19 protein-coding genes are annotated in these 18,145 nt (G+C 73.5%); 11 read left to right on the top strand and 8 right to left on the bottom strand.

Going from position 1 to position 18,145, the window contains the following annotated elements; genetic code table 11:
• Nucleotides 1–68 precede the first annotated feature (68 nt).
• Entirely contained in the window at nucleotides 69–1,739 is a 1,671-nt protein-coding gene (locus tag ACPYOM_RS09485; RefSeq protein WP_481345749.1) for a LuxR C-terminal-related transcriptional regulator, read from the top strand.
• On the opposite strand, the gene ACPYOM_RS09480 is transcribed toward ACPYOM_RS09485, so the two are convergent.
• The 3 genes from ACPYOM_RS09480 to ACPYOM_RS09470 form a co-directional block, all read right to left on the bottom strand.
• Nucleotides 1,701–2,906, bottom strand: coding sequence for a flavin-containing monooxygenase (locus tag ACPYOM_RS09480; protein ID WP_481345748.1), 1,206 nt, complete (start codon nucleotides 2,904–2,906; stop codon nucleotides 1,701–1,703). The two genes, ACPYOM_RS09485 and ACPYOM_RS09480, sit on opposite strands and share 39 nt — an antisense overlap.
• 164 nt (nucleotides 2,907–3,070) lie before the next feature.
• Nucleotides 3,071–3,760 carry a class I SAM-dependent methyltransferase gene (locus ACPYOM_RS09475; RefSeq protein WP_481340346.1) on the bottom strand — a complete coding sequence of 230 codons (690 nt, stop codon included), beginning with the start codon at nucleotides 3,758–3,760 and terminating at the stop codon, nucleotides 3,071–3,073.
• Complete coding sequence (locus tag ACPYOM_RS09470; protein WP_481345747.1) at nucleotides 3,757–4,605, bottom strand: DUF3109 family protein; 849 nt, start codon at nucleotides 4,603–4,605, stop codon at nucleotides 3,757–3,759. The genes ACPYOM_RS09475 and ACPYOM_RS09470 overlap by 4 nt, the downstream gene beginning before the upstream one ends.
• Nucleotides 4,606–4,743: 138 nt before the next feature.
• Here ACPYOM_RS09470 and ACPYOM_RS09465 point away from each other — a divergent pair, with 138 nt between their 5' ends.
• From ACPYOM_RS09465 to ACPYOM_RS09445, 5 genes are all read left to right on the top strand, one after another.
• Nucleotides 4,744–5,400, top strand: a complete 657-nt coding sequence (locus tag ACPYOM_RS09465; protein WP_481345746.1) for a TetR/AcrR family transcriptional regulator — start codon at nucleotides 4,744–4,746, stop codon at nucleotides 5,398–5,400.
• Between the two features lie 10 nt (nucleotides 5,401–5,410).
• Entirely contained in the window at nucleotides 5,411–6,169 is a 759-nt protein-coding gene (locus tag ACPYOM_RS09460; RefSeq protein ID WP_481345745.1) for an ABC transporter ATP-binding protein, read from the top strand.
• Nucleotides 6,166–6,900, top strand: coding sequence for an ABC transporter permease (locus ACPYOM_RS09455; protein WP_481340354.1), 735 nt, complete (start codon nucleotides 6,166–6,168; stop codon nucleotides 6,898–6,900). Before ACPYOM_RS09460 ends, ACPYOM_RS09455 begins: the two co-directional genes overlap by 4 nt.
• Before the next feature lie 65 nt (nucleotides 6,901–6,965).
• Nucleotides 6,966–7,895 carry a Ppx/GppA phosphatase family protein gene (locus ACPYOM_RS09450; protein ID WP_481340356.1) on the top strand — a complete coding sequence of 310 codons (930 nt, stop codon included), beginning with the start codon at nucleotides 6,966–6,968 and terminating at the stop codon, nucleotides 7,893–7,895.
• A 16-nt stretch (nucleotides 7,896–7,911) separates the two neighbouring features.
• Nucleotides 7,912–8,709 (top strand): sugar phosphate isomerase/epimerase family protein, encoded by a 798-nt coding sequence (locus tag ACPYOM_RS09445; RefSeq protein ID WP_481340358.1) that lies wholly within the window; start codon nucleotides 7,912–7,914, stop codon nucleotides 8,707–8,709.
• A gap of 54 nt (nucleotides 8,710–8,763) precedes the next feature.
• Here ACPYOM_RS09445 and ACPYOM_RS09440 read toward each other — a convergent pair whose 3' ends face one another.
• From ACPYOM_RS09440 to ku, 3 genes are all read right to left on the bottom strand, one after another.
• A complete protein-coding gene (locus ACPYOM_RS09440; protein ID WP_481345744.1) occupies nucleotides 8,764–9,492 on the bottom strand; it encodes an SDR family oxidoreductase in 729 nt (242 codons plus the stop codon).
• Nucleotides 9,493–9,555: 63 nt separating this feature from the next.
• A complete protein-coding gene (locus tag ACPYOM_RS09435) occupies nucleotides 9,556–10,782 on the bottom strand; it encodes an acetyl-CoA hydrolase/transferase family protein (RefSeq protein WP_481345743.1) in 1,227 nt (408 codons plus the stop codon).
• 93 nt (nucleotides 10,783–10,875) lie between these two features.
• Nucleotides 10,876–11,850: a non-homologous end joining protein Ku gene (gene ku / locus ACPYOM_RS09430; RefSeq protein WP_481345742.1), complete on the bottom strand. Its 975-nt coding sequence runs from the start codon at nucleotides 11,848–11,850 to the stop codon at nucleotides 10,876–10,878.
• Between the two features lie 18 nt (nucleotides 11,851–11,868).
• On the opposite strand from ku, the gene ligD (ACPYOM_RS09425) reads away from it, so the two are divergent.
• Nucleotides 11,869–12,816: a non-homologous end-joining DNA ligase gene (ligD, locus tag ACPYOM_RS09425; protein ID WP_481345741.1), complete on the top strand. Its 948-nt coding sequence runs from the start codon at nucleotides 11,869–11,871 to the stop codon at nucleotides 12,814–12,816.
• Nucleotides 12,816–13,703, top strand: coding sequence for a non-homologous end-joining DNA ligase (ligD, locus tag ACPYOM_RS09420; protein ID WP_481345740.1), 888 nt, complete (start codon nucleotides 12,816–12,818; stop codon nucleotides 13,701–13,703). The genes ligD (ACPYOM_RS09425) and ligD (ACPYOM_RS09420) overlap by 1 nt, the downstream gene beginning before the upstream one ends.
• A 131-nt stretch (nucleotides 13,704–13,834) precedes the next feature.
• On the opposite strand, the gene ACPYOM_RS09415 is transcribed toward ligD (ACPYOM_RS09420), so the two are convergent.
• Nucleotides 13,835–14,164, bottom strand: coding sequence for a histone-like nucleoid-structuring protein Lsr2 (locus tag ACPYOM_RS09415; protein ID WP_481340370.1), 330 nt, complete (start codon nucleotides 14,162–14,164; stop codon nucleotides 13,835–13,837).
• Nucleotides 14,165–14,404: 240 nt separating this feature from the next.
• Entirely contained in the window at nucleotides 14,405–14,674 is a 270-nt protein-coding gene (locus ACPYOM_RS09410; RefSeq protein WP_481345739.1) for a hypothetical protein, read from the bottom strand.
• A gap of 104 nt (nucleotides 14,675–14,778) precedes the next feature.
• Between ACPYOM_RS09410 and radA the strand changes: the two genes are divergently transcribed.
• From radA to ACPYOM_RS09395, 3 genes are all read left to right on the top strand, one after another.
• On the top strand, nucleotides 14,779–16,209 hold the full coding sequence (gene radA / locus ACPYOM_RS09405) for a DNA repair protein RadA (RefSeq protein ID WP_481340374.1): 1,431 nt from the start codon (nucleotides 14,779–14,781) through the stop codon (nucleotides 16,207–16,209).
• Nucleotides 16,210–16,264: 55 nt separating this feature from the next.
• On the top strand, nucleotides 16,265–17,341 hold the full coding sequence (disA, locus tag ACPYOM_RS09400; protein ID WP_481340376.1) for a DNA integrity scanning diadenylate cyclase DisA: 1,077 nt from the start codon (nucleotides 16,265–16,267) through the stop codon (nucleotides 17,339–17,341).
• Nucleotides 17,342–17,431: 90 nt separating this feature from the next.
• Nucleotides 17,432–18,145 (top strand): HhH-GPD family protein (locus tag ACPYOM_RS09395; protein WP_481345738.1); only part of this gene is annotated, 714 nt, incomplete at its 3' end.

Here is an 18,145-nt window from a genome sequence, read left to right as displayed (position 1 = left end):
GACGGCCCGCGACGCAGCCCACGCGCGGGGGCCCGCGGCGTACCCTTCGTGGCAGGAGGGTGAGGCCCATGGGCGTCGTCGACGAGCTGCTCCGCGCCAGAGCCGAGTTCGAACGCGGCGACTGGCGGGCGGCCTACGCCACGTGGACCGGGCTCGACCTCGCCGGTCTGTCCGTGGAGGACCTCGAGCGGTCCGCTGCTGCCGCCAACCTCCTGGGCCGGGCGGACGAGGCGACCGAGCGGTACGCGGCTGCGTACGAGGCCCGGCTGTCAGCGGGGCAGGACGCCGCCGCGGCGATGTGCGCGTTCCACGTGACGATGGTGCTGCGCGCGGCCGGTGGCCGCTCGGCCGCCGCTGGGTGGCTGGCTCGCGCCGAGCGGCTCGTGGCCGACCTGCCGCCCGCCGACGCCGCGCGGGGCTGGGTCACGTTCGCGCGGATGTTCACCCACCTCGAGGCCGGACGCTTCGACGACGCTCTCGCGTGCGCCCTGGCCGTGACCGACGCCGGTCGCGCCGGCGCCGATGCCGACCTGGTGGCCACCGGCCTGTGCGCGCAGGGCCGGATGGCGATCTACGGTGGCCGGGTCCGCGACGGCATCGCCCTGCTCGACGAGTCGATGCTCGAGGCCGAGCGCGGAGCGCGGGAGCCGGTCACCGTGGGGCACGTCTACTGCACGGCGATCGAGGGCTGCCAGGAGGTCTGCGACCTCCTCCGCGTCGCGGAGTGGACGACGCGCCTGACCGCCTGGTGCGCGGCCCGACCCGCGCTCGTCCTGTTCACCGGGCAGTGCGCGCTGCACCGCGCGCAGGTCATGCGGGCCCGGGGCGCGTGGGACGAGGCGCTCGACGAGCTCGACGCCGCGGTCACCCGCTACCTCGCGGCCGGAACCGTCGATGCCGTGGGGCAGGCGTCGAGCGAGCGGGGCGACCTGCTGCGGCTGCGCGGCGAGCTCGCGGCGGCCGACGAGGCGTACGCCCGCGCCGGCAGGCACGGGTACGAGGCGCAGCCGGGCCTGGCGCTGCTCGCGGCGGCCTGCGGGCATACGAGCGCGGCGGCCGCCACGGCACGGCGGCTGCTGGCCGAGCCCGGGTCGAGCGTCCTTCGCGGCCGTTTGCTGCCCGGGGTGGCCGAGGTGCTCGTGGCTGCCGGTGACGTGGACGCCGCCCGCGCCGCGGCGCAGGAGCTCGACGAGGTGGCGACGGCGTTCGGGTCCGACGCGCTGGGGGTCCGGGCCGCCCTCGCGTGGGGGCGCGTGCAGCTGGCGCAGCGCGACGCGTCCGGTGCCCTTCCGAACCTGCGTCGCGCCCGGCAGTCGGCGATGTCGCTCGACCTGCCGTACGAGACCGCCCTGGCCGACCTCGAGACCGGCCGCGCCCTCCTCGCCCTCGGCGACGTCGACGCCGCGCGGCGCTGCCTCGCCGGGGCGCGCGAGGTGCTCGACCGGCTGGGAGCCCGGCCCGCCGTCGAGGAGGTCGATGCGCTGACCGGCCGCCGGCCCCTGCCGGCGGGGTTGACCGGGCGGGAGGTCGAGGTGCTGCGTCTGGTCGCGGCCGGGTGCAGCAACGCCGACATCGCGACCGAGCTGGTGCTCAGCGAGCGGACCGTCGCCCGCCACCTGTCCAACATCTTCGGCAAGCTCGGCGTCGGCAGCCGCACGGCCGCGGCTGCCTTCGCGTTCGAGCAGGGGCTCGTCGCCGGCTCACGCGACGCGGTCGGCCGCCCGGCCGGCGACCCCTGAGCCGGACGCCGCCCGCTGCGCCGGGGCCCGGTGCCGGGCGATGTGCCCGGCGACGTACGCGGCGTCGCGACCGACACCCGGGAGCACCATCGAGGCGAACGAGTACTGGAACGACAGGCCGCAGAAGTAGAGGCCCGGCACGTCCTGCGCCACGCCCCGGAACTCGCGCGGCCAGCCGTCGTCACCGATGGCGGGAAGGTCGAGCCAGTCGAAGCGCTGCTCGAACCCGGTGGCCCAGACGATGTTCGGCACGTCGAGCACCGAGCCGTCGGCCAGGGTGGGGCGTCCGTCCGTCACGCCGGTGACGCGGTCGAGGCGCCGGTCGACGCCCCGGGCCGCGAGGTCCTCGCGCTTGACGCGCAGCATCGGGCCGCCGTGGTGTCGGATGCCGGCCATGGCCTTGCGCCCCATCGGCGTCCGCCGCGTCAGCACGTGCCGCCAGGCGAAGAGCAGCAGCGGGAAGAGCGCGTGGACCGCCGGGGAGTCCCACCGGACGCCGAGCTGCCCGCAGTCGCGACCGGCGAGCGTCGTCGGACGTCCCTGCGCCAGCTCGTAGGCGATGTCGCACCCCGAGTGCGACGCGCCCACGACGAGCACCGGCCCCTCCCGCAGCTGTGACGGGCGTCGGTACTGGCTCGAGTGCAGCTGGAGGATGCCGGGGTCCAGGTCGGCGGCGAAGGCCGGCACGTGCGGCGACCGGCCGAACGTCCCGGTGGCCACGACTACGTTGCGGCACGCGATGACGCCGTGGTCCGTCGTCACCACGAAGCCCTGGGAATCTCCTGCGGCACAGACGTTCTCGACGCGCACGCCGAGTCGCACCGGCAGGTCGAACCGTGCGGCGTACGCGGCGAGGTAGGCGGCGACGTCGTCCTTGCCCGGGAAGACGCGCGGGTCGCCGGGGAACCGGAGCCCGGGCAGTGCGTCGTGCGCCGCGGGCGTGTAGAGCCGGAGCGAGTCGTACTGCTGGCGCCAACCGTCGCCGACGGCGGCGTTGCGCTCGAGCACGATGCAGTCCCGGCCCCGGGCGAGCAGCTCCCGTGCCGTGGCGAGCCCGGCCTGGCCGGCGCCGACGACGACGGTGTCGACCGTCTCGTGGGTCTCCAGGGTCTCGAGGTCCTCAGCGGCAGGGTGATCGGCGGCTGTGGTGGTCCTGATGTCGTCCATGGTGTTCCTCCTGTGGTCCGTGCAGCCACGGTAGGAACGGGGGCCCGGGTGCCGCGTCGGTCGTGATGCCCATCCGCCGCGATGCGGGAATGGGCAGAAATGACCACGACGGCGCCTCGGCGCGGGCTCGAGGCGCCGGGTCCGACGGCGGTGGGCAGGTCAGGTCAGTAGCGGCGCCACCAGAGGTTGACCGCGTAGTCGACGCCGGTCGCGTCGGGGTGCTCCGCCAGGACGAGGTCGGCGTGCTCCGGGGCGAACTCGATGCCGACGACGGACTCGAAGTCCTCGCGCGAGTCGAAGTCCCAGCGGATGTCGAGGCGCTCGCGGGACCAGCCCCGCCGCTGCCAGAAGCGCTCGACGGCGCGCGGGTCGTAGGACGGCAGCGCCCGCCGGAACCACGTGCCGAAGGTCGAGCGGGTGGCGTCGTTGTCGATGACGAACGCGGCACCGCCGGGGCGCATGACCCGGTCGAGCTCGGCGAGCCCGGGCTCGCAGCCGGGGCCGAAGAAGTAGGACCAGCGGGCGTGCGCGACGTCGAAGGACCCGTCGGGCACCCCGATCGCGGCTGCTGCCTCCTCGCGGACCGAGGCGTTCGGCAGGTGTGAGACCCGTTGCGCCGCAAGGGCGGCCAGCGGCGGGTGTGGTTCCACGCCGACGACCGTCCGCGCGGAACCGGCGAACATCGGCAGGTGGAAACCCGTGCCGCAGCCGATGTCGACGACGTCGCGGTCCGCCCAGTCGAGCACCGAGCGCATGGCCGCCTCGATGACGTGGTCGCGGTCGACGCCGAGGTTCTCGATCTCGTAGACGTCCGGGGAGTCCCAGATGTTGGGGGAGGGGATGACCTCGCTCACCGTGCGGCTCCCGCGTCCCGGCCCGGCGAGCGCGGCGCCGGTCGCAGCCGCTCGCCCTGCGCGTCGAGCGTCGCCGGGTGGACGAGCAGCGGCAGCAGCTTGCGGACGCCACGAGCGCGGACCGCCTTGACCTGGGCCAGGTGCGCCTCGGCGCGGATGACGAGCTCGGCGTACGCCATGGGGCCCATGAGCTCGACGAGCTCGGCCTCGTTGGAGCGGTAGACCGGCTCTCGGCCGACGTGGGCCTCGGGGTTGCCCGAGCAGTACCAGTCGAGGTCGTGGCCGCCCGGGCCCCAGCCACGCCGGTCGTACTCGGTGATCGTCACCTCGAGGTAGCTGGTCTCGTCGGGCAGCTCGACGGTGCGGAAGGTTCGGCGGATCGGCAGCTGCCAGCAGACGTCGGGCTTGAGCGTGTGCGGCTGCACGCCGGTGAGCACGGCGTGCTGGTGGAGCGCGCAGCCCACGCCCGCCGGGAACCCCGGACGGTTGAGGAAGATGCAGGCGCCGTCGACGACCCGGGTCTTGCGGGCGCCGTCCTCCTTCTCGGTCCAGTCGTCCTTGTCGCCGGTGGCAGTGCCGACCGAGTGGTACTGCCACTCGTCCTCACCGAGCTCCTCGACGGCCCGCTGGACCCGCTTCCAGTCGGCCTTCTCGGTGAAGTGTGCCCCGAGCGTGCAGCACCCGTCGTCGGGCCGGTCGGCGTAGATGCCGTGGCACCCCGAGCCGAAGATGCAGGTCCAGCTGCTCGTGAGCCAGGTCAGGTCGCACCGGAAGCGCTGTTCGGCGTCCGCCGGGTCGGTGAACTCCACCCAGACGCGAGGCAGGTCAAGGGGTGCTTCGGCCACCGGCACACCCTACGTCCGTCTTCCTCCGGGGCGAACACCCTGTTCGCGTCCGCGTCGGTCCGACGGTGCGCTCCGGCACCCGGGCGAGCGCGAGCACGGTGGTCGCCGAGGGAACCGGTGGGGCCTACCGTGTGGTGCATGACAGCGAGACCGACGCCGCGGGGGAGGGGCCGGCGTCCAGGCGGGGCAGACACCCGCGCCGCCATCGTCGACGCCGCGCGCCGGTCCTTCGCGACGCACGGCTACGACAAGGCGAGCGTGCGTGGCATCGCGCGCGAGGCCGGCGTCGACCCCGCCCTCGTCCACCACTACTTCGACGGCAAGGCGGCCCTGTTCGCCGAGACGCTGTCGGTGCCCGTGGACCCGGCCCGGATCGTCGAGCGCATCCTGGCCGGCGGCCGGGAGGGCGTCGGCCGGCGTGTCATCGAGACGTTCCTGGCGGTGTGGGAGCCCGGTGACCGGCGCGACGCCCTCGTGGCGCTGGTGCGCTCGAGCATGACGAGCGAGGACGCGGCCCGGGTGCTGCGCGAGTTCCTCGGCCGCGAGATCTTCGGCCGGGTCGCCGCCGCCTTCGGGCTGCCCGACGTGCAGCTGCGGGGCGGCCTGGTGGCCTCGCAGATCATCGGGCTCGTCGTCATGCGCTACGTCCTGCGCATGCCGGGGGTCGCCGACGCGAGCGTCGAGCAGCTCGTCGAGCGCATCGGGCCCGTCATCGAGCACCACCTGTTCGGCCGCTCGGCACCGGCCGGGGTCGGAGCGGCCGAACCCGTTTACAGCGCGGGGGCCGAGGAGTAGATTTCATCGCATGATGAATAACTCGTCGGACCCGGCGGTCGTCGTCCGCGACTTGCGCGTCGTGCGCGGCAAGCGCCTCGTGCTGCCCGGTCTCGACCTCGAGGTGCCCTCGGGCAGGGTCGTCGGGCTGCTCGGCCCCTCCGGCTCCGGAAAATCGACGCTGATCCGGTGCATCGTCGGTGTGCAGGTCATCGAGTCGGGCACCGTCACCGTCCTCGGGCACCCCGCCGGCTCGGCCCCGCTCCGGGCCGACGTCGGGTACGTCACGCAGACCCCGAGCGTCTACGCCGACCTCACCGTCCGCGAGAACGTCGCCTACTTCGGGCGGGCCGTCGGGCTGCGCGGTCCGGAGCTGCGGGCGGCCGTGGACCGGACCCTCGCCGAGGTCGACCTCGCCTCCCACGCCGACCAGCTCGTCCGCGACCTGTCCGGCGGGCAGGAGTCGCGCGTCTCGCTCGCGGCCGCCCTCGTCGGCCGACCCAGCCTGCTCGTCCTCGACGAGCCGACCGTCGGCCTCGACCCCGTGCTGCGGCGCGACCTCTGGAACCTCTTCCGCGACCTCGCCGAGGCGGGCCACTCCCTCATCGTCTCGAGCCATGTCATGGACGAGGCGACGCGCTGCCACCAGCTCGTCCTCCTGCGCGAGGGACGCGTCCTCGCCGACGTCACGCCGGACGAGCTGCTCGCCCGCACCGGCGCTGCCGACGCCGACGCCGCGTTCCTCGCCCTCATCGACGCCGAGGCCGCGCGCGAGAGGAGCGCGTCGTGAACCCCGGCCTCGCCCTCGCCACCGCCGGACGCGTCCTGCGCCAGGTCCGCACCGACCACCGCACCATCGCCATGATCCTCGTCGTGCCGTGCGTCCTGCTCGGCCTGCTCGCCTGGATCTTCGACGGCACGCCGGTCTTCGACCACATCGGGCCGGCCCTGCTCGGGATCTTCCCGATGATCGTCATGTTCATCGTCACGTCGATCGCCACGCTGCGCGAGCGGCAGTCGGGCACCCTCGAACGCCTGCTCACGACGCCGATGGGCAAGGGTGACTTCATGCTCGGCTACGGACTCGCGTTCGGCGGGCTGGCCATCGTCCAGGGCGTGGTCGCGACGGGCTTCGCGGTGTGGGTGTGCGGCCTCGACGTCGCGGGCCCGTTGTGGCTGCTGCTGGTCGTCGCCCTCGCCGACGCGGTCCTCGGCACCGCGCTCGGCCTGCTCGCGAGCGGCTTCGCGCGCACGGAGTTCCAGGCCGTCCAGTTCATGCCGGCGTTCGTGCTGCCGCAGGCGCTGCTCTGCGGCCTCTTCGTCGCTCGCGACCAGCTGCCGACCCTCCTGTCGTGGATCTCCGACGTCCTGCCGCTGTCGTACGCCGTCGACGCGATGAACGCCATCACTTCGAGCGCCGACGGCACCGGGGACGCGCTGCGGTCCCTCGGCATCGTCGTCGCGTTCATCGTCGGCGCGCTCGCGCTCGGCTCGCTCACCCTCAGCCGCCGCACCCCGTGACCGGTCGCTGCCCGCCCGCTGGGCGGTCCGGGGGGCGCGACCGCGGCCGCCGTTAGGGTGAGGGCATGCGTCTGGGCGTCGTCGACATCGGGTCGAACACGGTCCACCTCCTCGTCGTCGACGCCCACCCCGGAGCCCACCCGCTGCCGGCCTTCTCGCACAAGACCGAGCTGCGCCTGTCCGAGAGCCTCGACCCGCAGGGACGCGTCGACGACGGCACCGCCGACCGGCTCGTCGCGTTCCTGCACGAGTGCCTCGAGGTGGCCGACGACCAGGGCGTCACCGACCTGTTCGCCTTCGCCACGTCGGCCCTGCGTGAGTCGCCGAACGGCGAGGCCGTCATCGACCGGGTGCGCGCCGAGACCGGCATCGACCTCGAGGTGCTGAGCGGCGTCGACGAGGCTCGCATGACGTTCCTCGCGGTGCGACGCTGGTTCGGCTGGTCGAGCGGGCGGGTCCTCGTCGTCGACATCGGCGGTGGCTCCCTCGAGCTGGCGGCCGGTTTCGACGAGGAGCCCGACGTCGCGCTCAGCCTCCCCCTCGGCGCCGGACGGGTGACACGCGAGCAGCTGCCCGGCGACCCGCCCGAGCCCGACGTCGTCCGCCGCGTCCGGTCCGGCATCCGCGCGACGCTCGGCGAGAACGTGCGCCCCCTCCTCACGGGTGGGGTCCCCGACCGCGTCGTCGGCACGTCGAAGACGATGCGCTCGCTGGCGCGGATAGCCGGTGCCGCACCGCGCGCCGAGGGACCGTTCGTGGCGCGGTCGATGACCCGCGGCGACCTCCACGTGATCGGCCAGAAGCTCACCGGTATGGACGTCGCCGCCCGTGCCGCGCTGCCCGGCGTGTCCGAGGGCCGGGCACGCCAGCTGCTCGCCGGGGCCCTCGTCGCCGAGGCTGCGCTCGACCTGCTCCAGGTCGAACGCGTCGAGATCTGCCCCTGGGCGCTGCGCGAGGGGCTCATCCTCCGTCGCCTCGACCACCTCGTCGGGTGATGCCGACAATGGCCGGATGACGATCCGCATCGGGCTGTCGACGTCGTCGGTGTACCCCGGCAACGCCGCCACCGCGTTCGCCACGGCGGCCCGGCTCGGCTACGACTCGGTCGAGGTCATGGTGTGGACCGACCCGGTCACCCGCGAGCCCGGTGCGCTCCGCGCGTTGTCCGAGCTGCACGGCCTGCCGATCGCCTCGGTCCATGCCCCGACGCTCCTGCTGACCCAGCGGGTCTGGGGCACGGACCCGTGGACCAAGATCGACCGGTCGGTCGACCTCGCGCTCGAGGTCGGTGCGCCGGTCGTCGTGCTCCACCCCCCGTTCCGCTGGCAGAAGGACTACGCGGCGGAGTTCGTCGACGGGATCGCCGAGCGGGAGGCCGCGGCCGGAGTCCGGCTCGCCGTCGAGAACATGTACCCGTGGCGCACGGCCCGTCGCGACGTGCTGGCCTACCTGCCGCACTGGGACCCCGTCGACCAGCCCTACGACAGCGTCACCCTCGACCTGTCGCACACGGCGACCGCGGGGTCGGACGCCGTCGCGATGGCCCGCGCGCTCGGCCCACGGCTCGCGCACCTGCACCTCGCCGACGGGCTGGGGTCGTTCAAGGACGAGCACCTCGTTCCCGGGCGGGGGAGCCAGCCGTGCTCCGAGGTGCTCGAGCTGCTCGCCGACGCCGGCTGGTCCGGGGATGTCGTCGTCGAGGTGTCGACGCGCAAGCTGTCGGCCGAGGACCGTGAGCTGGACCTCGCCGAGGCGCTCGCGTTCGCCCGGCTCGCCACCGTCCCGACGCGTGGTGCCAGCCGCATCTGACACCCGGCGCGCGGCGGGAACGACGTGCCGGCACGGCGCCCGCCGGCCGGACCGTCAGGCGGTGAACCCGCGGGGGCGGACGCTGATGCTGTCGACGTTGGCGCGCGGACCCGCCTCGAGCGCGAGCCGCACCGCGGCGACGACCGACTCGACGTCGAGGTAGCGCTGCGGGTCGTAGTCGGCGCCCTCGAAGGAGACGAGCTCGTGCTGCATGTCGGTGTCGACGCGTCCGGGGTGCACCGACGTGACCCGCACCCCGTTGCCGCGCTCCTCCTCGCGCAACGCGTCGGTCAGGGCGCGCAGCGCGAACTTCGATGCGGCGTAGGCGCCCCCGCCCCGCGAGCTCGTGAAGCCGGAGCCCGAGTTGAGGGCCACGACGCGTCCCCGAGCGGTCCGCAGGGCGGGCAGCAGGGCACGCGTCACCGCAGCGACGGCCACGACGTTGACGGTGAGCGACTCCACCCAGTCCGAGACCGGCGCCTCGGCCACCGTGCCGCTGCGCAGGATGCCCGCCGAGTGGACGAGGACGTCGACGCGCGGCAGGCGGACCGCGAGGTCGGTGAGCGCCGCGTCGAGCGAGCCCCCCGGTGCGCAGTCCGCCAGGTCGGCGACCAGCCCCTCGGCAGAAGGCAGCTCGCCGACGACGCGGCCGACCGACTCGGTGCTGCGGCCACCCACGACGACGTGGTGGGTGGGTGCGAGGTCGCGGACGACGGCGAGGCCGATGCCGCGGGTGCCCCCGGTGACGACGGCGACGGGACGGGAGGCGTCGGTCTGGCTCATGCGGCCCACCCTAGGGTCGCCGGTCCCGCGCGGTCGGGCCTCCCGGCCCGAGGGGTGGTCGGCTCACGTGAGGCCGAGCGCGTGCGCCTCCTCCCAGAGGTCGTCGCGGACGCGGGGATGGGCGCAGTTCTCGATGATGTCGTGACACTGCTCGCGCTCGCTGCGGCCCCACAGCGCCGCGACGCCGTGCTCGGTGACGAACGCGCTCTGCTGGAAGCTCGTCACCGGCTCGTCGACGAGGGGCACGACCGTCGAGCAGTCCGCCCTCGGGTGCCACGACCGGAGCGCGATGAAGGACTTGCCGCCGGGCGAGTGCAGCGCCCCGACGATGAAGTCGGTCTGCCCCCCGAACCCGGAGTGGATGCGGGCGTCGATGCGTGAGGCGTTGGCCTGCCCGAACAGGTCGACCTCGAGGGCCGTGTTGACCGAGGTCATCCGACGCTGCTGGGCGATGAGGCCGGGGTCGTTGGTCTTCTCGGTCCGCAGCATCCGGACCCTCGGGTTGCGGTCGAGCCAGTCGTAGAGGTCGGGTGAGCCGAAGACGAACGAGGTCACGAGCGGGTGGTCACGGTCGAGCGCCCCCGCCGCGTCGAGGGCGAGGATGCCGTCGGAGAACATCTCGGTCCACACGCGCAGGTCCCGGCGCCCGACGAGGGCCTCGAGAGTGGCGTCCGGAACGGCACCGATGCCGAGCTGCATCGTCGCGCCGGCCGGGACCATCGAGGCGACCATCCGTCCGATGGCCGCGCTGTCGGCGTCCGGCGGCACCGGCACGTGCGCGGCCAGCGGCGCGTCGACCTCGACGGCGAGGTCGACGTGCTCGACCGGCACCTGTGCGTCGCCGAACGTGTACGGCATCCGCGGGTTGAGCACCGCGACGACGAGCCCACCCCGGGCGCGACACGCCTCGATCGCGGCCGGCAGCACGTTGACCTCGACCCCGAGGCTGACCTGCCCGTCGACCGGCGGCGCGCAGTGCACGAGGACGACGTCGGGCGGCAGCGACCGCCGGTAGAGCAGCGGCACGAGGGAGAGCCGCGAGGGCACGTACCGCAGGTTCGGGTGGCGACGCATGCCCGGGCCGACGAAGCACGTCTCGACGGTGACCCCGTCCCGCTCGGGCAGCCCCTTCGGCGCGTTGAGCGCGTGGAGGACGTAGGCCGGCACCGCCTCGTCGACCGCCTGCACGGCCTCGAGCGGGATGGCCATGTTGCCGCTCGTGACGATGCGCGGGTTGTCCGGCAGGCCACGAAGACGCTTCTGGAGCTCCTCGACGGTGACGATCTGCACGCGTCCATCCTCCCGCCGGCGGCGGCTCGGGAGAGCTCGAGCCGACCCGTGGGGTAGTGAGATGGGTCTCGTCCGACGCGGCGGCCAGGCTGGTCAGCTGGCCTTGCGCGAGGCCTTCTTCGCGGCGGACTTCTTCGCGGTCGACGCCTTCTTCTCGCCCGCCTTGGTGGCGGACTTCTTCGCCGCGGCCTTCTTGGCGCCCTTCCCGCCGCCGGACGTTCCACCGGCCTCGGCCTCGTCGGCCTCGTCGGCCGTCCCTGCTGCGGACGACGCGCCACCGTCCGCCCCGCCGCGCGAGGCCTTGGCCCGGTCGACGCTGCGCTGCAGGGCCGCGAGCAGGTCGACGACCTCGGTCTCCTCCTCGGCGCGCTGCGGCGTCTCCTTGAGCTCGCCGCCCTCGATCTTGGAGGACACGAGCGCCTCGACGGCCTCCGAGTAGTCGTCCTCGAACTCGTCGGGCTCGTAGTCGCCCGAGAGCGAGTCGACGAGCGAGGACGCCATGGCCAGCTCCTTCTGCGTGGCGTGCGTGTCCTCCGACAGCGACTCGAACTCCGGCTTGCGCACCTCGTCGGCCCACAGCAGCGTCTGCAGGACGATGACGCCCTCGCGGACCCGCAGCACCGCGAGGGTCATGCGGGTGCGGATCGAGACGGTGACGAGGGCCATCCGGTCGGCCTTCTCCAGGGCGTCACGGAGCAGCACGTAGGGCTTGAGGCCGGTCTTGTCCGGCTCGAGGTAGTAGCTCCGGTCGAAAAGGAGCGGGTCGATCTGCTCGGAGGGGACGAACTTCTCGATCGAGATCTCCTTGGACGAGCGTGAGGGAAGGCTCTTCATGTCCTCGTCGGAGAGCACGACCATCTGGCCGTCGGAGGTCTCGTATCCCTTGGCGATGTCCGAATACGGGACTTCCTCGCCGTCGATTGCGCAGACGCGCTGGTACCGGATTCGTCCACCGTCCTTCTCGTGGACCTGGCGGAACTGCACGTCGTGGTTCTCCGTGGCCGAGAACAGCCGGACCGGCACATTGACCAGTCCGAACGACACGGCGCCCTTCCAGATGGCTCGCATGGGAACAAGAATGCACCCATGCGCCCCATGCTCGCGACGCCCGCGTCGGCCATTCCGACCGGGAACACGTGGCGGCACGAGGTGAAATGGGACGGGATGCGCGTCCTGGCCGACGTCTCGGACGGCCGTCTGCGGCTGTACTCACGCACCGAGCGCGACGTCACCGTCGCCTTTCCGGAGCTGCAGGGGCTGCGCTCGGAGTACGCCGACATGCTCCTCGACGGCGAGATCGTCTCCATGCGCGGCGGGGTCCCGTCGTTCGCCGCGATGGCCGAGCGCTTCCACGTCACCGACGTGCGGCGGGCCGCCCGGCTCGCCGAGGAGGCGCCGGTGACCCTCATGGCCTTCGACCTGCTGCGGCTCTACGGCGTCGACCTGCTCGGCCGCCGGTGGAGCGACCGGCGCTCGACGCTCGAGCGGCTGGAGCTGTCGACCGCCCGCTGGCAGACCCCGCCGACGTTCGCCGACGGCGTCGCGCTGCACGACGCGACCCGCGAGCAGGGACTCGAGGGTGTCGTCTCCAAGCGGGTCGACTCGGCCTACCTGCCCGGCGTCCGGTCCGCCGCCTGGCTCAAGTCGCCGCATCGCGGCACGGTGTCGGTGGTCATCGGCGGGTGGCGCCCCGAGGCCGCCGGGTCCGGGTCGCGCCGGCTCGGTTCGGTGCTCGTCGGCGTCCCGGCGTCCGGCGGCCTGCGCTACCTCGGCCGCGTCGGCGCCGGGCTGGCCGGGCGCAGCGGGCAGGCGCTGCTGCGCGACCTGACGCCCCTGGCGTCGGCCGACTCGCCCTTCGGGACGGACGTGCCCCGTGAGGACGCCGACGGCGCGACGTGGGTGCATCCCGTGCTCGTCGCCGACGTCCAGTCGCTCGGCCTGAGCGGGCAGGGCCGGCTGCGCCAGCCGGCGTTCAAGGGGCTGCGCACCGACCTGACGCCGGGTGACGTCGACGACGCCGTCGAGGGGGAGTGATGCCGGTCGAACCGCCGAAGGTCACCGTCGAGGTCGAGGGGCGCCGGATGCGTCTGTCGAGCCTCGAGAAGGTCATGTACCCGGCCACCGGGACGACGAAGGCGCAGGTCATCGACTACTACGCGCGCGTCGCCCCGGTGATCCTGCCGCACCTGCGCGACCGCGCCGTGACCCGCATCCGCTACCCCCACGGCGTCGGGGACATGCAGTTCTTCGAGAAGAACATCCCCGCCGGGACCCCGTCATGGATCCGGCGTGCCGGCCGGGACCCGGTGTTCCCGCTCGTCGACGACCTCGCCGGCCTGACGTTCTTCGCCAACCTCAACTCCCTCGAGCTGCACGTGCACCAGTGGAGGTACGAGGGCGAGGGCCGCGACGCGGTGGCCCGCAACCCCGACCGGCTCGTCATCGACCTTGACCCGGGCCCCGGCACGGGCCTGCCCGAGTGCGCGCACGTCGCGCTCGTCGTGCGCGAGCGTCTGGGCGCCATCGGCCTGGACACGGTCCCGGTCACGAGCGGCAGCAAGGGCATGCAGCTGTACGCGGTCCTACCGGGCGAGCACACGAGCGACGCCATCCGCGACACCGTCCAGCAGCTGGCCCAGGAGCTGAGCAAGAAGCACCCCGACCTCGTGGTGTGGAAGATGGCCAAGGAGCTGCGCGACGGCAAGGTCTTCCTCGACTGGAGCCAGAACGTCGCCGCCAAGACCACGGTCTGCCCGTACTCGCTCCGGGGCCGGGAGCGGCCGACGGCAGCGTGCCCGCGCTCGTGGGACGAGGTCGAGGCCGGTGCGGACGGCGACACCTTCGAGCAGCTGCGGATGGAGGAGGTCGTCGAGCGGGTGGCCTCCGACGGCGACCTCGCCGCCTCGATCACCAGCGCCTGACACATGCCTGGCACCGGCCTGCCGCATGCCTGACACCGGCCCGCCGCCGGGTCTGACGCCGGCCGGGACGCGCGAGGGCCCGGCACCGTCGGGTGCCGGGCCCTGCTGGAGCCGTGAGGCGACCGGTGGCGTCAGTGCGCCTTGTCGTAGGCCTCCTGGACCTCGGCCGAGATGCGGCCGCGGTCGGAGACCTGGTGACCGTTGGCCCGGGCCCACTCGCGCACCGCGCCGAGGTCGCGCTTGGGGGACCCGCCCCCGCGTCGCTTGGTCGCCGCGCGCGAGGCGCCGCCGCTGCGTCGCGCGTGGCCGACCCACGAGGCGAAGTCCTCGCGCAGCTTCTTCGCGTTCTGGTCGGACAGGTCGATCTCGTACGTCACGCCGTCGAGGGCGAACGTCACGGTCTCGTCGGCGTCACCCTGGTCGATGTCGTCGATGAGTCTCACTTCGACACGCTGAGCCATGTTTCTCCGTCTTCAGATGATGGGTTGTTCTGGAGGGGAAATGCATGCCCGCCGTGGCGGGCAGGATCAATTTACCGCTCCCGGTCCCGAAATGCATTTTCCGCGGGGGAAATGAGGCCCTGAATGGCGGTGAATTGCCGAAACGTGACCTTTCAGGTCGCCTCGTCGTTGTGTGTGGCCGCCTCGGGCGAATGCCGATCGGGGCTGTCCCCGGAAGACCGCATTCTCTGAATGGCCGTGTCAGTGGTCGACGCGGTCGATGCCCGAACCCTCCCCGGCACGAGGTCCATTCACGTCGTGCGAGGCGTCGGAGGAAATATCCGAGATCCCCTCGCCGGTCCGGTCGAGGCGCTGGGCCCGTTCACGGCGGTCGTGCTCGGCCTCCCATTTCGCCTGGGCGAGGCGCTCACGCCGGTCGCCCTCGAGAATGGTCTTGATGAGGAAATAGAACAGCGTGGCCACACCGATCGTCGGCACGACGGCGAGCACGTACGGCATGACCGACTCCATGCCTCCAGTCTCGCACGCACGTGAGAGGGCCTCGGCCTCGCCACCGGCCGGTCTTCCGGCCGGTCTTCCGGCCGGTGTCGGTCCCGGGCCCTACGGTCGTCGCCATGGCATCCAGGACCGTGACGAGATCGTCGACGACGGGCCGGCGCGCGCCCGGGTACCGCTGCGCGGAGTGCGGCTGGACCACCGTCAAGTGGGTGGGGCGGTGCGGCGAGTGCCAGGCCTGGGGGGCCGTGGCCGAGGTCGGCGCCACGACGGCGCGCACCGCGGCGGCTTCCGTCGTCGACCCGGCGCCGCGGATCGGCGACGTCGACGTCACCCAGGCAGCCGCGCGCCCCACCGGGGTGGCCGAGTTCGACCGGGTCCTCGGCGGCGGCCTCGTGCCCGGGGCGGTCGTCCTCGTCGCCGGCGAGCCGGGCGTCGGCAAGTCGACGCTGCTGCTCGACGTCGCGGCGCGCGCGGCCCGCTCCGGCGCCGAGGTCCTCTACATCAGCGGGGAGGAGTCGGCCCCGCAGGTGCGGGCTCGGGCCGGGCGGATCGAGGCGCTCGCCGACAGCCTGTACCTCGCGGCCGAGACCGATCTCGGCACCGTCCTCGGGCACGTCGAGGCGCGCGCGCCGCAGCTGCTCGTCGTCGACTCGGTCCAGACCGTCGCCAGCGCCGACGTCGAGGGCCAGCCGGGCAACGTCTCCCAGGTCCGCGAGGTCGCCGCGAGCCTCATCCAGGCCGCCAAGTCCCGGGGCATGGCGGTGCTGCTGGTCGGCCACGTCACCAAGGACGGCTCCATCGCCGGGCCGCGCGTGCTCGAGCACCTCGTCGACGTCGTCGTCCAGTTCGAGGGCGACCGCCACTCGCGGCTGCGGCTCGTGCGCGCGGTCAAGAACCGGTACGGCCCCACCGACGAGGTCGGCTGCTTCGACCTGTCCGACGTCGGCATCGTCGGGCTGCCCGACCCGAGCGGCCTGTTCCTGTCGAGCCGCGACCACGCCGTGGCCGGCACGTGCGTCACTGTCACCCTCGAGGGTCGGCGACCCCTCGTGGCCGAGGTTCAGGCGCTCGTCGCGCCGTCGCCGCTGCCGTCGCCACGTCGCACGTCGAGCGGGCTCGACGCGTCGCGCCTCGCGATGGTCATCGCCGTCCTGGACAAGCGCGCCGGCGCGCCGGTCGGCTCCCGCGACATTTTCGCCGCCACCGTCGGCGGCGTCCGCATCACCGAGCCCGCCGCCGACCTCGCCATCGTGTGCGCCGTCGCGTCGTCGGTCGTCGACCAGCCGCTCGCCCCCGACGTCATCGCCCTCGGCGAGGTCGGCCTCGCCGGCGAGGTCCGGCGCGTCACCGGTCTCGACCGCCGCCTGTCCGAGGCTGCCCGTCTCGGTTTCCGGCACGCGCTCGTGCCCGCGGGGAGCCTCGCCGATACGACCGTGCCGCAAGGCCTCCGGGCCGTCGAGGTCTCCGACGTGCCTCGCGCCATCGAGGCCATCGGACGCCTTGCCGGTGACCGGACAGCGGGGGCGCATGCTCTCGGCACCGTCTAGACTGCGACCGACCGGGGTCGACGCGATGGGCTCGCCCCACGCTGACAGGGACGTGATGGACCGGAACGACGAGCTGCTGCTGCGCGCGGCCCTCGCCGCGGTGGCCCCCGGGACCGAGCTGCGGGACAGCCTCGAACGGATCCTGCGTGGACGCACCGGCGCCCTCATCGTGCTCGGCTTCGACCGTGTCGTCGAGTCCATCTGCACGGGTGGGTTCGCCCTCGAGGTCGAGTTCTCCGCCACCCGTCTGCGCGAGCTGTGCAAGATGGACGGCGCCGTCGTGCTCGACCGCGAGGGGGCGCGCATCCTGCGGGCGGCGACCCAGCTGGTCCCCGACTCCAGCATCGAGACCACCGAGTCGGGCACCCGGCACCGCACCGCCGAGCGGGTCGCCAAGCAGACCGGGTTCCCCGTCATCTCGGTGAGCCAGTCGATGGGCGTCGTCGCGCTGTACGTCGGCAACCGCCGCCACGTCATCGAGGGCTCGCCGACCACGCTGTCGCGCGCCGACCAGGCGCTGCAGACCCTCGAGCGCTACAAGGCGCGCCTCGACGAGGTCACCGGCACGCTGTCGGCCCTCGAGATCGAGGACCTCGTCACCGTCCGCGACGTCACCGCGGTGCTCCAGCGCCTCGAGATGGTCCGGCGCATCTCGGCCGAGATCCAGGACTACGTCGTCGAGCTCGGCACCGACGGCCGCCTGCTCAGCCTTCAGCTCGAGGAGCTCGTCGGCGGCCTCGGCAACGACCGTGAGCTCGTCATCCGCGACTACCTGCCGGCGACGAAGTCCGACCTCACGCTCGAGGAGGCGCTGGCCAACCTCGAGTCGCTCAACTCCGTCGAGCTGCTCGACCTGTCGGCCGGTGCCCGGGCCGTCGGGTTCACCGTCGTCGGCGACAGCCTCGACGCGCCGGTCAGCCCGCTCGGCTACCGGCTGCTGACCAAGGTCCCGCGTCTGCCGAGCGCCATCGTCGAGCGCCTCGTCGTCCACTTCGAGTCGCTCCAACGGCTGCTCGCTGCGGGCATCGAGGACCTCATGCTCGTCGACGGCGTCGGTGAGGGCCGCGCCCGCGCGGTCCGGGAGGGGCTGTCGCGCCTGGCCGAGTCCAGCATCCTCGAGCGCTACGTCTGACACGCTGCCCGCCCGGCGCACCGGAGTCGTCCCCTTGCTCTCGCCGCGGTGCTGACCAGTGACGTCGGCGCGGGCGCCTACGATGCGTCGGTGCCCGCCTCACCCGTCGCCACGCCGCTGCTCCACGAGCGCGTCAACGCCTGGTACGCCGAGGCCGGCCGCAAGGAGCTGCCCTGGCGGGCGCCGGACTGCACCCCGTGGGGCGTGTTCCTGTCCGAGGTGATGTCGCAGCAGACGCCGCTCGGCCGGGTCGAGCCGATCTGGCGGGAGTGGATGGAGCGCTGGCCGACGCCCGCCGCGCTCGCCGCCGCGGCGCCCGGTGACGCCGTGCGCGCGTGGGGCCGGCTCGGGTACCCCCGGCGCGCGCTGCGGCTGCACGAGGCCGCCACGGCCATGGTCGACCGGCACGCCGGGCAGGTGCCGGGCACGCCCGAGGAGCTGTTGGCGCTGCCCGGAGTCGGCGCCTACACGGCCGCCGCCGTCGCGTGCTTCGCCTTCGGCCTGCCGGAGGTCGTCGTCGACACCAACGTGCGCCGCGTCCTGGCCCGGGCCGTGGAGGGCAAGGCCTTGCCCAACCTCACGCTCAACCGGGCCGAGACACGCCTGGCCGCCGACTCCCTGCCGGCCGACCGCACCACCGCGACGACGTGGAACGTCGCCGTCATGGAGCTCGGTGCGCTCGTCTGCGTAGCGCGCGGACCTCGCTGCGGGGAGTGTCCGGTCGCCGACCTCTGCGCCTGGAACCTCGCCGGTCGGCCGGCCCACGACGGGCCGCCGCGGCGCGGACAGGCCTGGCACGGCACC

Source organism: Monashia sp. HAY1-2A, assembly GCF_056755315.1.
Note: the sequence above shows the minus strand (reverse complement) of the source record. Positions and strands in the feature narration are given on the sequence as shown.